Source organism: Enterococcus sp. DIV0421 (assembly GCF_051713745.1).
GTDB classification, from domain to species: domain Bacteria; phylum Bacillota; class Bacilli; order Lactobacillales; family Enterococcaceae; genus Enterococcus_D; species Enterococcus_D casseliflavus.
In genome coordinates this window covers 1,177,570-1,192,971 of sequence record NZ_JBIOQM010000001.1, presented here as the reverse complement: position 1 = coordinate 1,192,971, position 15,402 = coordinate 1,177,570, and the positions used below count along the sequence as shown (strand labels likewise).

The following is a 15,402-nucleotide window of genomic DNA, read 5'->3' as shown; positions in this document are numbered from 1 at the left end:
TTGAGACCACTCAAAAAGGCCATGGATATCCATGGCCAGTGTTATTTAAACTCAGATTCTCTTGAGAAAAATACCTTGAGATGGCCATTGATTTTACGTGAATTTCACTGTTTTGGACAGACTCGTCCCGTCAACAGCAACTGTAAAACCAATTGCATGGCTAAATGCGATATGGTATCGTTGGTAATTTTCATTACTTGTTATTTTAGTCATGCGCATCATGGTAGTTTCCCCTCCTTTGTGTCTTTGTCTTTTCAGTGTACCTGAAAGTATTAGAAAGTTCAACCAGTACTGGCGGTTTCTTAGCGTTCCTCGATGCGTAATTCTGTCAGAGAGCTTTCTTTCATCTGACCGATGACTAATGGAACGGTCTCATGAACCACATCGCTGTATTCTAAGCCGAACCAGCGTTCAGGTGAAATGGTATGGCGTTTGATAAAAAGCTTCGTCTGCATGACTTGCTTCTGCCATTTGCTTAATGCAGTTGCATTCGACAGCTCTTCTTCGATCATCACGAATTGGAAATCGCCCACATTGCGTCCAGGCGTTAAGGAGTAGCGTTGCGGCTGCAGCGGCAAGCGACCATCTTTCATTAATTCTTGAATGATTTGGCGAATGTAGAGATTGACTTCTTGCGGCACCCGAAAGCCGAGATAAAGCTTTAGTTTAACGATAAAATCGGTATCTGCCATCGAAACTTCATATTTTTTCGTATAGGGTTCATCGGTGACTTCCACATTGACGAACCAATACACTTTGGCACGCTTCGGTCGTTTGTCTAAAATGGAATAGATGAACTGCTGACCGATCTGATCGTCTTGCAGCTTAGGAACCATGAAGACGACGTTCGTCTGAGATAACGGCAAAGAATCATCTTCCCGCAACTGTTTCAATTGAGGGATGTAGGTAGAAAGTGCAACTTCTTCGGCAGCATTTTCTTGAATACGATTGCCCCATTCCCAAATCAGCATCACGCCGATGATCACGCTGGCTAATAAGATGGCAACGTAACCGCCATGGAAAAATTTGGTCGCACTGGAGATAAAGAAAATCCCCTCGATCGCTGCAAAAAAGAGCGTGATGAACGGTGCCAAGAAACGGGTCTTCTTGTTTTGGTGCAAGTAGAAATACAGCAAAATAGTGGTCATCAACATCGTTACCGTAATGGCCAATCCATAAGCAGCTTCCATCCGAGTAGAGGTCTGGAAGAACAAGACCACGCCAGAACAGGCGATCCACAGCAAGGTGTTCAAGGCAGGAATGTACATTTGCCCGATAGACGCCCCCGGATAGATGATTTGCATCCGCGGCAATAGTTTCAACTTGATGGCTTCAGAAACCAAGGTAAAGGAGCCAGACAGCAGGGCTTGCGAAGCAATGATGGCAGCGAGGGTGGCAAAGCTGACGCCAAAGACTGTCCACCCTTGCGGCAACGCTTGGAAGAATGGATTCAAGTTTTCGATTTCTTGATAAGTCGGGTTTTGATAGACTTGCAGCAACCACGCCGCTTGACCAAAGTAATTCAGCATCAAGCAGATTTTGATATAGGGCCAGCTGGCATAAATGTTTTTCTTGCCCACGTGACCTAAGTCTGAGTAGAGGGCTTCCGCACCAGTCGTTGCCAAAAAGATATTGCCGAGAATAAAGAGACCGGCGCTGTTATCGGGACTAAAGAGCAGATTGATTGCATAACGGGGATCAAGGGCGCGAATCACTGAAAGGTCACCAGCAAAGTTCATCACACCGACGATGCCTAAGAAGGTGAACCAGCCTAGCATGATCGGTCCGAAGGCTTTGCCGACAAACTCAGTCCCAAAGCGCTGCAGGGCAAAGAGGACCAATAAGATTGCTAAGGTGATGCCGACGATGATCGATTGATCATTGCCGAAGCGATCAAAAAAGACTGGAATCCCCCGTAATCCTTCGATGGCAGTGGTCACCGTCACGGCTGGCGTCAACACGCCATCTGCTAGCAGGGCTGCGCCCCCGATGATTGCTGGAATAATCAAATAGCGGCTGTTTTTACGAACTAGGGTATAAAGGGAGAAAATCCCGCCTTCTCCATGATTATCCGCATTTAATGCGATCAAGACGTACTTGATCGTCGTTAACAGCGTTAGCGTCCAAAAGACGAGCGAGACGCTGCCTAAGATAAAATCGGGTGTTAAGGTGCGTAGTCCGCCATTGTCCTCCACCAAGGCTTTCATTACGTAAAGCGGGCTCGTACCGATATCACCGTAGACCACCCCCATGGCGACTAAAAGTCCGCCGGCGGTCACTTTTTTCATTTTACTTGAACTCATTGACTGTTTTCCCTCCATTTTAAACTGCAAAAAGACCTAAGCGGCCCCTTGCCACTTAGGTCTTGCAAGAAACATCTTAAACCAGCGGATTCCCGCTTGCTGTTGATCTAAGATCATGGAACGATCCATGTGCTACTCCCCTAAAGTGCTCTTATTATCTTTGTTTTTACAGCTCCTGTCAATTGATTTGTTAAAAATGGCAATAAACATTTTTCATTTCCTGCTTTTCAGCGTAAGATAACAATAGGTATGGAATAAGGAGGCAGGAAAATGATTGAGATCAAGAATCTGACGAAACAGTATGGACCAAAAAAAGCGTTGTCTGATCTTTCCCTGACGATCCGTCAAGGGGAGATCTTTGGCTTTCTGGGACACAACGGAGCAGGGAAGTCGACCACGATCAAAAGCTTAGTGAGTATTTTGCAGCCAACGAGTGGGGAAATCTATTTTGATGGCCAATCCCTCGTGGAACATCGCGAAGCGATAAAAAAACAAATTGCTTATGTGCCGGACACGCCAGATTTGTTTTTACAGCTAACGGCAGGGGAGTATTGGGACTTGATTGCCGCCGCGTATGAGGTGCCAGCAGCGGAAAAGGCCGAGCGTTTACAAAAATTAGGGCGCTTGTTTGATATGCTGTCTCATGAAGAAGAGACCATCGCCAGCTTTTCCCATGGAATGCGGCAAAAAACGCTGCTGATTGGGGCATTGATTCCCGATCCTGACATTTGGATCTTGGATGAACCGTTACAAGGCTTAGATCCCCAAGCGGCGTATGATTTAAAAGAAATGATGAAACAGCATGCTGCCAAGGGCAAGACCGTGATTTTTTCCACCCACGTCTTAGACACCGCCCAGCAGTTGTGTGATCAATTGGCGATTTTGAAAAAAGGCGAGCTGCTGTACAATGGCTCAGTGGCAGATTTGCTGGCACAGCATCCGTCGCTTTCTTTGGAAACGATCTATCTGCAAATGACTGGGAGAAGTCAAGAAGAAGCGATTCTTGCAGAAGCGGAGGAAGCGTAGATGCGAAAACAACAATTTCTGACTCTGACCTCCGTTAATTTGCGGTATGCCAATCCCCAATTGACAGACAAAGCCCGCAAAAAAGGCAAGGCTGGTTCGACCTTGACCAGTTATTTGTTGTTTCAATATGCGCTTTCTGGGGTAGTGTTTCTGCTAGTCTATGGGTTGACGATGATCACATTGGATTTTAGTCAGATGCCAGGCTTTTTTACCGCTTATGTCGCTTTGTTCGGGATCTTAGGCTTTTCCCAAGGGATTTCGTCCATTTACAATGTCTTTTTCGAGAGTCAAGATCTGCCAGCGTATTTGCCGCTGCCCTTTCGACAGAGTGAAATTTTTCTGGCAAAGATCGTGGTGGTATTTCTCACCGTTGCGCCGTTTATTTTTCCTCTGTTGGTCTTATTTCTCCTGACAGGGATTCGGGCAAACGTCTTTTTCTTGCTGACGATCTTATGGGCGTTCTTGCTGTTCGGCTTGTTTTTAGTCTTGATCTTCAGCATTTGCAGCTTGATCGTCTTCAGCCTGACCCGCACCAAGTTTTTCTTGAAGCATAAAAAATTGGTCACTAGTTTATTGCTAGGCGTGACGATGCTGGTTGTTGTGATCGGGGTCTTAATGATGAATCAGGTGAATACTTATGAGACAGACGTGGTAGATCGGGGAGCGATCAGCTTTTTATTGCCCTTTTATTATGTGATGGTGGCACCGTTTCAAACGACTGGTTTGCTTAGCTTGCTAGGGATCATCGCCACAGCAGGCGTGTTGCTTTTTGCCCTCTATCGATTGATCTTGCCGAAGTTTTATGAGCAAGTGGCAGCCGCGGCGCCCAACCAAGGGAGTGTTCGTCGGAAGCATAAACCCAATCAAGGCTTGGGCCAGCTGTTGTTTAATTACAATTCGCAGTTGATCCGAGATCCGAATTTGATCATGCAAGTCTTTTCTTCTTCGTTGCTGATGCCCATTATTTTCTTAGTGTCCTTTGTGTTTACAGGAGCGATTCAGTTAAGTGAATTGGATGAGCGGTTTATCGGTGTCGTTTTTGTGGCGGGGATCGCCTTGGCAGCATTGATGGTCAACCCGACTTCTTTTATCAGTAATTTGATCTCACTGGATCAGGAGAATTTCTTGTTTGTCCGCTCCTTGCCGCTATCGATGAAGCGCTACTTGCGGGAAAAATTCCGCTTTGGCGTCGTTTTGCAGCTGAGCTTAACGGCAGTCATCGTGCTGGCAGCAGTCCTTCTGTTCAAAATGCCGCTGATTTTGGCTGTCTCTTTTCTAATCGGGGCACTTTGGAGCAGTTTTCTTTTGTGCTTGAAATATTTTGCTCGTGATTATCGGCTGCTGCTTTTGGATTGGACCAACATCAGTCAATTGTTTACGAGAGGGGCGGGGAGTCTTGGGTTAGCCATTGGAACGATCGCAACGCTGTTTCTTTCCATCATTGTTATCATTCTTTACGGCTTTGCTGCGACTTCGGTTGATTTTTGGTTATTGAATGGTCCGGTTTTCTTTGTGATCCTCTTGACCAGCGTCCTTTGGATAGCCCATTATTACCATAGATTTTGGCGTCGTTTTTCCTAAGGGAAGCGACGCTTTGCTTTTTTTATTTAAGGATGGGTAAATTAACTATTTATTCAGAAAATTCAGAAAAACTATTTACAATCAAGCGGAAACATGGTTAGATAGGAGTACCTATTACTTTGCTTTCATTTTTTGCTGTACAAGTTTGGATAACCGACTTGTCAAAGAGCTGTGACCAAAGTCAAAAAGACCAATGAGACCTGAGCGCTCGTTGCCTCTTTTGCTTTTGTCACGGTTTTTTTGTACAAAAAAACCTGCCAAGCAGCGGCAGGTCGTCTCACTATTAAGCTTTCGTGTGGTCTTTTGCTGGGACTTTGTTTTCTAGGTCTGTCCGTACAACTAACACATCACAGCCGGCATGGCGAATGACATATTCAGAAACGGAACCGATAAAGATTCGTTCCACGGCATTTAAACCAGTGGCACCGATCATAATCAAATCGATGTCGTGATCTTCTGGCAATTGTTTGGCAATGATCGGTTTTGGCGAGCCGTATTCGATCACCGTTTTGACCGCAGTTACTTGATGCTTGCGGGCATAATCCTCATAGTCTTTCAAGGTTTGTTTGGCCATTTCGGTTGCTTGTTCAGCAAGCATGCCGTCAAAAGAAGAAACGGTTTGAAAGGCACGAGTGTCGATCACATGTGCTAAAACCAATTCAGAATCATTCCGCTGTGCCACGTTCACGGCTTTTTTGAAGGCTAATTCTGACTCGCTAGACCCATCGACGGCTACCATGATTCGTTGATATTGTTGTAACATAAGAAACACTCCCATCTGTTATCTTCTACTTTTATTGTAATGCTTTTTTCTGGAAAAAGAAAACCTAATCTTTCTTTTTTTTCATTTTTTGTGCCACCAAGATGCTGAAAGATGCGGAAGAGAGCAGCAATAAAGCCAAATAAAACAAGGCAATCAGCTCCTTATCGACAAAGCCTACAACCAATGCCACCACGCCTAAAAGGAAATGAATGAGACTATAGGTTTTTAAGAAGACCTTATTCGCCTCGGTGGTAGGGATCAAAGTGAAAAAAATCGCTTGTTTGGCATAAAGCAAATAACTGGTGCCGAATAATACGAGTGCCACGATCGTAAATAATAGAAGAATCATAAACATACGCCATCCTGTCCTAAGTTGATAAGTTTAGTATAGCGAACCCTAGAAAGAATAGCAAAAGCCACCCTTACTCTGATGTCAGGCAAGGACGTTTCACTGTTGCTATCGGTTAGAAAACGCAAAAAAGCCATCTGTTAAAAACGGCTCTATAATTTATGGGACTGATGAATCAGAATTGATTCTTCAGTCCCATTTTCATTTTAGGTATTAAAAAACATATCGTTCTCTAGTATGATTAAATCACCACAAAATAAACAACTGAGAGGACGATATGCTATATGAATGATTCTATCAAAAAAATGCTGAGAATAATAGAGAAAGATTTGATGATTACAGAGGTCTCTTACGAGACCCTTCAGAAGAAAAAGACGTTGGTCGTCGATGCTGTTCTCTCGCCTACTCCTCGTGCTTGTAGAAGTTGTGGTTCTACTGTGGTAGATGGAAACGGGAAAGCAATTATAGTGAAAAATGGGAAGAAGGAAATGATTGTCCGTTTTGAACAATACAATCATATGCCTTTGGTTATGCGCCTAAAAAAGCAGCGCTATACCTGTAAAAACTGCCGAACCCATTGGACGGCTCAAAGTTATTTTGTCCAACCCAGACATTCAATCGCAAATCATGTTAGATATAAAATTGCTTCTTTACTGACTGAAAAAGTATCTTTATCTTTTATTGCGAAAAGCTGTCAGGTATCTTTGACCACCGTTATTCGTACATTGAAAGAGTTTAAAAGCTATTTGCCAAAACAATCTAAGAAGATTCTCCCAAGAGTATTGATGGTTGATGAATTTCGTTCGCATGCTTCCATAGAAGATAAAATGAGCTTTATTTGCGCAGATGGCGAAACAGGAAAATTAATAGATGTTTTGCCTACGCGTAAATTACCCCGATTAACAAGCTATTTCTCAGGTTGTACTAATCCGGAAGAAGTAGAATTCTTGGTGACAGACATGAACGCCGCCTACTTCCAGCTCACCAAACGTGTTCTGCCAAATGCGAAAGTCGTGATTGATCGGTTTCATATTGTCAAACACATGAATCAAGCGTTCAATGAGTTGCGTATCCGTGAAATGAATGAACTTCGTAAAGCCGGACAGAAAAGCCAAGCAGAAAAACTGAAAAAGAACTGGCGCTTTTTGCTAAAAAATCGTGCAAACATCAACCATTATGAATACAAAACGTGGAAAAGTTTCCGAGCGCCAAAATACCCATTTCTTACTGAAGCAATGATGATTGATCGATTGCTTAAGTTTTCTGCGCCCCTAAAGGAGGCGTATCCCTTTTTTCATGAGTTAGTTGAAGCCTTTCGAGACAAAGACCCTGACTTATTTTTCTCCTTATTGGCAGAACTTCCCGAAACGTTAGATGACGGCTTTCGAGAAAAGCTTCAAAACCTTCTTACCCATGAAGAAGGCATCACCAACGCAATGATCTATCCTTATTCCAATGGAAAAATAGAAGCGAAGAATACCCACATAAAGACAATGAAACGAGTATCCTACGGATTTAAATCATTCGAGAACATGAGAATTAGAATCTTTTTGATCAATCAATTAATCAAAGTAAGATAACAAAAAATCTGAGCCAGAATGTGGTTCATTCTGACCCAGATTTGATTTTGCACAACTCATCAGTCCTTATTGACAAAGAGCCTTAAAAACAGATGGCACATTCTAAAAAGAATGGGTAATATCCGTTGATGCCGTTCTTTTTCCCATAGTATTGATCCCGCAAATTCTAGCAGGTGGGTTCCACGGTCTAAGCTTCGAACTACCAAAGGAAAAGGCATGTTACCAGCATTGACACAAGACGGATCCCAAGATATCAATAAAAATGTTCGGTCAACACACAAAAGGGACAACTCGTACATCACAGAATTCCCACCCTTATAGTAGCATAGGAATGACGAAGGTGCAATAAAGTTGTTTGAAAACGATACCAAAAAGTCACTATTTTTTTTAAGTACCTAGTTTTTTTTCTTTCGCTGCTGCAATTGTTGGTACCGTTGACCTAAGGCTTGCTCATATTTACCAGTGGCTTTTGGTTGGTAATAATGAGTATTTTTCAGCTTATCAGGTAAGTATTGCTGATCGACCCAGGCATCATCAAAATTATGTGGGTATTGATAGCCGACACCCCGATTCAAGCTTTGGGCACCCTTGTAATGACTGTCTCGTAAATGATCCGGGACATCGCCAGCTTTACCGCTGCGAATATCTGCGATCGCTGCATCCAATGCCATGTAGGCAGAGTTGGATTTTGGTGACAGACATAGATCGACCACTGTATCGGCTAACGGAATCCGAGCTTCTGGCAAGCCCAAACGTTCAGCGGCTAACACAGCATTGACGGTTCGAGCAGCGGCTGCTGGGTTAGCTAAACCAATGTCTTCATAGCCGATGACCATCAAGCGCCGACAAATGATCGCCAGATCGCCTGCCTCTACTAAACGACCTAAGTAATGCAGCGCACCATCCACATCGCTGCCGCGAATCGATTTTTGAAAAGCAGAGATCACATCATAGTGCGCATCCCCATCTTTATCGTGGGTCAATGCTTTACGCTGGACGCACTCTTCAATGATCGCTAAGGTCAAATGAATAATGCCGTCTGGTCCTTTTGGGGTGGAACGAGCAGCGAGCTCTAAGCCGTTTAGCGCACTTCGTAAATCGCCGTTGGTCGCTCGCGAGAGATGCAAGCGGGCATCATCGGTCAATACGATGGTTTCTGATCCAAGTCCGCGAGTTTCATCTGCTAAAGCTTGATCAATGGCGGTCAAAATATCTTCTTCTTGGAGCGGTTTGACTTCAAAAATCTGTGTCCGACTGCGAATCGCTGGATTGATCGTAATGTAGGGATTTTCCGTCGTGGCACCGATCATAATGATCTTGCCGCTTTCTAAATGGGGCAGTAAAAAGTCTTGTTTTGTCTTGTCTAGTCGATGGACTTCATCAAGCAGTAAAATGACAGTACCGCTCATTTTAGCTTCCTCTGCCACGATCTGCAGGTCTTTTTTTGTATCTGTGGCGGCGTTCAGCATGCGAAACGCATAGCGTGTCGAGCCGGCGATCGCACTGGCAATGCTGGTTTTTCCGGTTCCCGGCGGTCCGTATAGGATCATCGAAGAAAGCATTTTGGCTTCGACCATTCGGCGAATGATTTTCCCCGGGCCAACCAAATGCTGCTGTCCGACGACTTCATCTAAGTTCCGTGGCCGCATTCGATAAGCAAGTGGCTGCTGCATAAAACGATCCTCTCCTTTTCCTGTAAGTATAACATAAGAACGTATATTCTCATAAACAAGCTGATTTGTGTCTTTACAGAAACAAAAGGGCGCTTATTTTCCACTCAGTCAGCAAAAATCAGGTTCGTTGAAAAGAAATCGTTGAGATCGTCGTAACTCTGTAGTCAAAGATAGTAAGTTCGCCGAGAATTGTGTAGAATAAAGAGGGTGATGAGAATGGATGAATTAATGGCACTTTTTGCGACACAGCCGACAACGACCATCGCACGTGCCTTATTAGGAATGTATTTGGAACATGAGACCCCAGAAGGAACAGTAGGTGGGTATATCGTGGATTGTGAAGCGTATCTAGGTCCCGATGATCTGGCGGCTCATAGTGTGGGCATGCGAAACACACCAAGGGTTCGGGCGATGTATCAGGAACCAGGTACGATTTATTTATATACGATGCATACGCATCGAATCGTCAACTTTATTACGCAGCCAAAAGGCATCCCGCAAGGAATCATGATTCGCGGGCTAGAACCGGTGGATGGGATCGCCTTGATGGAACAACAACGACAAAAAACAGGACCGGATGTAGCCAACGGCCCCGGGAAACTGGTACAGGCACTGCAGATCCCCGCTGAGCTTTATGGAGAATCGATTTTTACAAGCCCACTGCATTTGGTTCCTGAGCGCCGACGTACCCCAAAAGAAATTTTGGCATTGCCTCGGATCGGTATCCCAAATAAAGGGGAATGGACCCAGATGCCGCTTCGTTTTGCGGTGGCTGGCAATCCGTATTTGACAAATATACGAAAAACCGCTGTTCAGCAAGACCATGGATGGTGTTAAGAAAGAAGGAATAGTGATGGCGAAAGAAACGATATTGACTTACTTAGATCAGCGATTAACGAAAAAAATCACCGACTATGATGTGGCGATCGATTGGGATGCCAAAAATCATACGATCGAATTGGTGCTGCGCTTGTTTGCTGAAAATCCTCACCACGTGCAGATCGACGATGCGCAAGGTGTGGCATCAGAAGAAGCGATCATTGAATTTGAAGATGGGATTTTGCTGTATGATCCACAAAAATCAACGTTTGATGAAGAAGATTATTTAGCGACGATCCCTTATGCAGGGAAAAAAGGGATCCAAAAAGCCTTGTTAGACGGATTGGTTGATTACATTCAAGAAATTTTAGAAGAAGGCCAAAGCGATCTGCTTGATTTCTTGAACGATGACAGTGAAGAAGCGATCTTTGAATTGCGATTCAACGAAGAAGAATTTGTGGAGAAAATGACGAACTATCAAGCGGGAGCTGGGGAAACCATGATCCCGTACCCTAGTTACTAAGGAGAACGAACATGAAATGGAATGAAGTAACCGTAGCGACAGCTAGCGAAGCAGTGGAAGCAGTCGCCAATATTTTAATGGAACACGGAGCAAGTGGGGTAGCGATCGAGGACGTTTTAGATATCGAAAATTTTAAAAGCGATGCGTATGGCGAAATTTTGGATAAAGAAACCTATACGACCTTAGAAGAAGGCGCCCAAGTCAGTGCCTATTTCCCAGAGACGATCTTTTTACCAGAAGTGCTGCCGACGATCAAAGCAGCCATCGACCGTCTGCCAGAATATGGTTTGGCGATCGGCAAAAACACCATCACAACGAGCGAGGTCGTGGAAGAAGCATGGGCGACGGCCTGGAAAAAATATTACCATCCAGTCCGTATCTCCCGCTATCTGACGATCGTGCCGAGCTGGGAAAACTATCAACCGCTGCAAGAAGATGAAAAGATCATCACCCTTGATCCGGGGATGGCTTTTGGAACCGGCACGCATCCTACGACACGCTTGACATTACAAGCCCTAGAAGTCTACTTGCGAGGCGGTGAAACCGTCTTAGATGTCGGGACGGGCTCAGGCGTGTTGAGTATCGCCAGTAAATATTTAGGTGCCAAAGACGTGTTCGCTTATGATCTAGATGAAGTCGCTGTGAGGTCCGCCCAAGAAAATATGGCGATGAACCCTATTGCTCACGATGTGACCGTGCAGGCCAATGATCTCTTGCAAGGAGTGACGGTCCCTGCTGATCTTATCGTTGCCAATATTTTAGCGGACATCATTCTATTGATGATCCCTGATGCGTGGCGTCTATTGAAGCAAGAAGGGACCTTGATCGTTTCTGGGATCATTGAGACGAAAAAACAATTAGTGATCGATGCCATGATCGCACAAGGCTTTGAGATCGATCAATTGTTCAATCAAAAAGACTGGTATGCGATCGCCTTTAAAAAACCAGAGGTAGAGTAAGATGCAGCGATATTTTTTACAGGAGCCTTATGAAGCAAAAGCGGTGTTTGCCGTTTCGGGAGAACCCTTCCACCATATGATCCGAGTGATGCGCATGACTCCCGGGGCAAAAGTCGGTTTAGTGTTTGAGGATCATTTGGCGATCATTGCCAAGATCAAAGAAGCCGATGAAGAAACGGTGTACTTAGAGGAAGTCGAAAAAGAACAGCAGGACAAGGAATTGCCGCTGCAGGTCACGATCGCTAGCGGCTACCCGAAAGGCGACAAGCTGGACTTGATCGTTCAAAAAGGAACGGAACTGGGGGCGGCAGCCTTTATCGGTTTTCCTGCGCAAACTTCGGTCGTGAAATGGGATCAAAAGAAATTACAGAAAAAGCAGCAGCGGCTGCAAAAAATCGCCCAAGAAGCGGCGGAGCAATCCCAACGGCAGATCGCACCAGCCATCACGCTACTGGATAACGCCAAAGCATTTTGGCAAAGCCTCAGTCAGTATGATGCGGTCCTAGTGGCTTATGAAGAATCAGCCAAACAAGGAGAAGCAGCGATGCTGCTGCAAGTGATCACCGCATTGCCTGTTGGCAGCAAAGTTTTAGCGATCTTTGGTCCAGAAGGCGGTCTGACCCCCTCCGAAATCGAAGAAGCCCAGCAAAACAACGCCAAATTATGCGGGTTAGGCCCTCGAATTTTACGAACAGAAACAGCACCGTTTTATTTTTTAAGTGCTGTCAGTGTGCTAACGGAATTAAAGAGGATGTGAGTTGATGAATAAGAACCAAGAAGCAATCAGTGTCCGTTTGTTGACGGCCGATCTGACCGACTGGGTCTTGAAGGATTTTATCAATCAATATAAGACGACCTTAAAGGAAGTCGTCGTTTTGCCTAGTGCCATTCGGCGAGCGAAAATCTTGGCACAAGGCTCTTCCCTACAAATCGGCGCAGTGATCGATTACCCCCTTGCCCAAGGAACACTGGCAAAGGTGGCGTTTGAAATTGGTCGGGCGTTTATGGAAGGCGCCGATTTTTTGGAAGTCTGGCTGCCAGCTTCTTCCTTCATGGAAAATGATCGTGGCTTTGCGGAGCTGACTGAAACGATCCGCTCCTTGACCTTGACAGGAGGAGAGATCCGCTTAGCTGTGCAAACCGAGATCATGAATGAATTGACGAAGATCCAAGTAGCACAACGCTTGAAAGAAGAAGCTTGGCCAAAGATCGTGTTAGGGCAAAAACAACCACTAGCGGAAGCATTGCATGACGTGAGCTTGTTTTCCTTAGATGGTGGCAGTCAACTGTCGATCCAGATCAATCCTGACACAGTCGATGAACAAGCGCTGCAATCACTACAGGCTGCTGGCGCTGAGAAAATCGGACTCTCGTATCATGTTTTTGAAGAATTGCTTAAGGACCAGCCGTCGCCCGATGTGCTTTGAACAACAGCGATTGAAAAATAGCTGAAAAATTTGTATAATAATACTACTAAATAAGAACTGCAGGTTAGACAGGAGTCCCATGCTTAGAACGTTTGTCCGCAAGGCTTTGGGTGCGTGACGAAACGTTAACAGCGACTTCTGTCTGCCTTTTTGATAGCACAAAAAAGAAAAGCAGGAGGCGGAATGAATGGCAAAAGAAGTTATATTGACCGGGCCCAATGTCATCAAATTGGTCGCTCATTATATGAGTGAAGAGCATGTTGCCTTTGTCCAAAAAGCATTAGATTACGCGACAGAAGCCCATAAAGAACAATTCCGTAAATCCGGCGAGCCTTACATTATTCATCCAATCCAAGTTGCGGGGATCTTGGCAGAATTGCAGATGGATCCTCATACCGTTGCAACTGGTTTTTTGCATGATGTCGTCGAAGATACCGATGTGACGTTAGCCGATCTGAAAGAAGAATTCGGTGCCGATGTAGCGATGCTAGTGGATGGCGTGACCAAGCTGGGTAAGATCAAGTACAAATCTCATGAAGAACAATTAGCAGAAAATCATCGGAAAATGTTGATCGCCATGGCGCAAGATTTACGGGTCATCATGGTCAAACTGGCTGACCGTTTACATAATATGCGTACGTTGAAACATCTGCGGGAAGACAAACAGCGCCGCATCGCCCAAGAAACGATGGAAATCTATGCCCCATTGGCTCATCGTTTAGGGATCAGCCGCATCAAATGGGAATTAGAAGATATTTCTTTGCGTTATTTGAATCCACAGCAATATTACCGAATCGTGCATTTGATGCAGACAAAGCGAGAAGAACGGGAATCCTACGTTTCTGAAACCGTAGAAGAGATTCGAATCGCCACCGAGGAACTAGATATCTATGCTGAGATCTATGGCCGACCAAAGCATATTTACTCGATCTATCGCAAGATGAAAGACCAAAAGAAACAGTTCAATGAAATCTATGATTTGTTGGCGATCCGAGTGATCGTTGACTCCATCAAAGATTGTTATGCGGTTTTGGGAACGATCCATACAAAATGGAAACCAATGCCTGGGCGGTTCAAGGATTATATCGCGATGCCAAAAGCCAACATGTACCAATCGCTGCATACGACGGTCATTGGTCCCAAAGGCAATCCTGTCGAGATCCAAATTCGGACCCATGAAATGCATGAGATCGCTGAATTTGGGGTTGCTGCGCACTGGGCCTATAAAGAAGGCAAGACCGAAAAAGTCAGAGCCGACAAGATGACCCAACAAGTTGGCTGGTTCCGAGAAATCTTGGAACTACAAGATGAAAGCTATGATGCTTCTGAATTTATGGAAGGTGTCAAAGGCGATATTTTCAGCGACAAAGTCTATGTATTTACGCCAAAAGGTGATGTGACGGAGTTGCCTCAAGGCTCCAGTCCCCTGGATTTTGCCTATAGCATCCATACCGACATCGGTAACAAAACCACCGGCGCCAAGGTCAACGGCAAGATGGTCCAATTGGACTACAAGCTAAAAAATGGGGACATTATCGAGATCTTGACCTCACCAAATTCCTTTGGCCCAAGCCGCGACTGGGTCAAACTAGTGGCTACCAGCAAAGCGAAGAACAAAATCAAACGATTTTTTAAAGCCCAAGATCGTGATGAAAACATCATCAAAGGGCATGAGGCAGTGGTTCGTACCTTACAAGATATGGGCTTTGTGCCGAAAGAATTTTTGACGAAAAGCAAAATGGCGGAAGCTTGCGAACGGTTCAACTACCAAACAGAAGATGATCTATTTGCCTCTGTCGGCTATGGGGAAGTTAGTCCCACGACTTTAGCCAACCGTTTGACCGAAGAAGAACGGCGCGAGAAACAAATCGAGAAGCAAAAGCAGCAAGTCCAAGAGATGATCAATCAACCGACGAAAAAAGAACCAGAAAAAATGAAGGTTCGCCACGAAGGCGGCATTGTCATTGAAGGGGTCGATAACTTGTTGATCCGTATCTCCCGCTGCTGCAATCCGGTCCCTGGAGATTCGATCGTAGGCTACATTACCAAAGGCCGAGGAATCTCGATCCACCGCAGCGATTGTCCCAATGTTCAAAACAAAGACGCCGCGAACCGTTTGATCGATGTTGAGTGGGAAGATGCCACCGACATCAACAAAGAATACGATGCCGATCTTGAGATCTACGGCTATGATCGTTCTGGGTTGCTCAATGATGTCTTACAGACAGTCAACACTGTCACGAAGCGCTTAGTGAGTGTCGAAGCCAAAACCAACAAAGACAAAATGGCAACGATCCGCATCACGGTGGCGATTCAGAATTTGACCCATTTGAAATCGATCGTTGATAAGATCAAGCAGATTCCAGATGTTTACAGCGTCAGACGTACGAAGGGATGAG

The 15,402-nt window shown here is 45.0% G+C and carries 14 protein-coding genes and 1 other RNA gene; 9 read left to right on the top strand and 6 right to left on the bottom strand.

The window, feature by feature from the left end; genetic code table 11:
* Positions 1-93: 93 nt before the first annotated feature.
* Both IGI96_RS05785 and IGI96_RS05780 read right to left on the bottom strand, forming a co-directional pair.
* Positions 94-222, bottom strand: coding sequence for a hypothetical protein (locus IGI96_RS05785; protein ID WP_005233423.1), 129 nt, complete (start codon positions 220-222; stop codon positions 94-96).
* A gap of 80 nt (positions 223-302) precedes the next feature.
* Positions 303-2,303: a KUP/HAK/KT family potassium transporter gene (locus tag IGI96_RS05780; RefSeq protein ID WP_005227748.1), complete on the bottom strand. Its 2,001-nt coding sequence runs from the start codon at positions 2,301-2,303 to the stop codon at positions 303-305.
* Between the two features lie 270 nt (positions 2,304-2,573).
* On the opposite strand from IGI96_RS05780, the gene IGI96_RS05775 reads away from it, so the two are divergent.
* Together IGI96_RS05775 and IGI96_RS05770 are read left to right on the top strand one after the other, a co-directional pair.
* Complete coding sequence (locus IGI96_RS05775; protein ID WP_005227750.1) at positions 2,574-3,329, top strand: ABC transporter ATP-binding protein; 756 nt, start codon at positions 2,574-2,576, stop codon at positions 3,327-3,329.
* Complete coding sequence (locus tag IGI96_RS05770; protein ID WP_086337760.1) at positions 3,330-4,910, top strand: ABC transporter; 1,581 nt, start codon at positions 3,330-3,332, stop codon at positions 4,908-4,910.
* Positions 4,911-5,193: 283 nt separating this feature from the next.
* On the opposite strand, the gene IGI96_RS05765 is transcribed toward IGI96_RS05770, so the two are convergent.
* Both IGI96_RS05765 and IGI96_RS05760 read right to left on the bottom strand, forming a co-directional pair.
* Positions 5,194-5,673, bottom strand: coding sequence for a universal stress protein (locus tag IGI96_RS05765; RefSeq protein ID WP_010749033.1), 480 nt, complete (start codon positions 5,671-5,673; stop codon positions 5,194-5,196).
* 64 nt (positions 5,674-5,737) lie between these two features.
* Positions 5,738-6,028, bottom strand: a complete 291-nt coding sequence (locus IGI96_RS05760; RefSeq protein WP_086337761.1) for a hypothetical protein — start codon at positions 6,026-6,028, stop codon at positions 5,738-5,740.
* Positions 6,029-6,306: 278 nt separating this feature from the next.
* Here IGI96_RS05760 and IGI96_RS05755 point away from each other — a divergent pair, with 278 nt between their 5' ends.
* A complete protein-coding gene (locus tag IGI96_RS05755) occupies positions 6,307-7,602 on the top strand; it encodes an ISL3 family transposase (RefSeq protein ID WP_375354199.1) in 1,296 nt (431 codons plus the stop codon).
* Between the two features lie 115 nt (positions 7,603-7,717).
* On the opposite strand, the gene ssrS is transcribed toward IGI96_RS05755, so the two are convergent.
* Positions 7,718-7,912, bottom strand: a non-coding RNA gene (gene ssrS, locus IGI96_RS05750) — 6S RNA.
* An 85-nt stretch (positions 7,913-7,997) separates the two neighbouring features.
* On the bottom strand, positions 7,998-9,275 hold the full coding sequence (locus IGI96_RS05745; protein WP_015510472.1) for a replication-associated recombination protein A: 1,278 nt from the start codon (positions 9,273-9,275) through the stop codon (positions 7,998-8,000).
* A 216-nt stretch (positions 9,276-9,491) separates the two neighbouring features.
* Here IGI96_RS05745 and IGI96_RS05740 point away from each other — a divergent pair, with 216 nt between their 5' ends.
* From IGI96_RS05740 to IGI96_RS05715, 6 genes are all read left to right on the top strand, one after another.
* Positions 9,492-10,112, top strand: coding sequence for a DNA-3-methyladenine glycosylase (locus IGI96_RS05740; protein ID WP_010749036.1), 621 nt, complete (start codon positions 9,492-9,494; stop codon positions 10,110-10,112).
* Positions 10,113-10,128: 16 nt separating this feature from the next.
* Complete coding sequence (locus IGI96_RS05735) at positions 10,129-10,617, top strand: DUF3013 family protein (RefSeq protein ID WP_005227763.1); 489 nt, start codon at positions 10,129-10,131, stop codon at positions 10,615-10,617.
* An 11-nt stretch (positions 10,618-10,628) separates the two neighbouring features.
* Positions 10,629-11,576, top strand: a complete 948-nt coding sequence (gene prmA / locus IGI96_RS05730) for a 50S ribosomal protein L11 methyltransferase (RefSeq protein WP_010749037.1) — start codon at positions 10,629-10,631, stop codon at positions 11,574-11,576.
* A gap of 1 nt (position 11,577) precedes the next feature.
* The gene (locus IGI96_RS05725) at positions 11,578-12,333 is read left to right on the top strand and encodes a 16S rRNA (uracil(1498)-N(3))-methyltransferase (RefSeq protein WP_015510470.1); all 756 of its coding nucleotides are present in this window, start codon (positions 11,578-11,580) and stop codon (positions 12,331-12,333) included.
* Between the two features lie 4 nt (positions 12,334-12,337).
* The gene (locus IGI96_RS05720) at positions 12,338-13,003 is read left to right on the top strand and encodes a hypothetical protein (protein WP_005227769.1); all 666 of its coding nucleotides are present in this window, start codon (positions 12,338-12,340) and stop codon (positions 13,001-13,003) included.
* A gap of 187 nt (positions 13,004-13,190) precedes the next feature.
* Positions 13,191-15,401 carry a RelA/SpoT family protein gene (locus IGI96_RS05715; protein WP_005227770.1) on the top strand — a complete coding sequence of 737 codons (2,211 nt, stop codon included), beginning with the start codon at positions 13,191-13,193 and terminating at the stop codon, positions 15,399-15,401.
* Position 15,402: the final 1 nt, after the last annotated feature.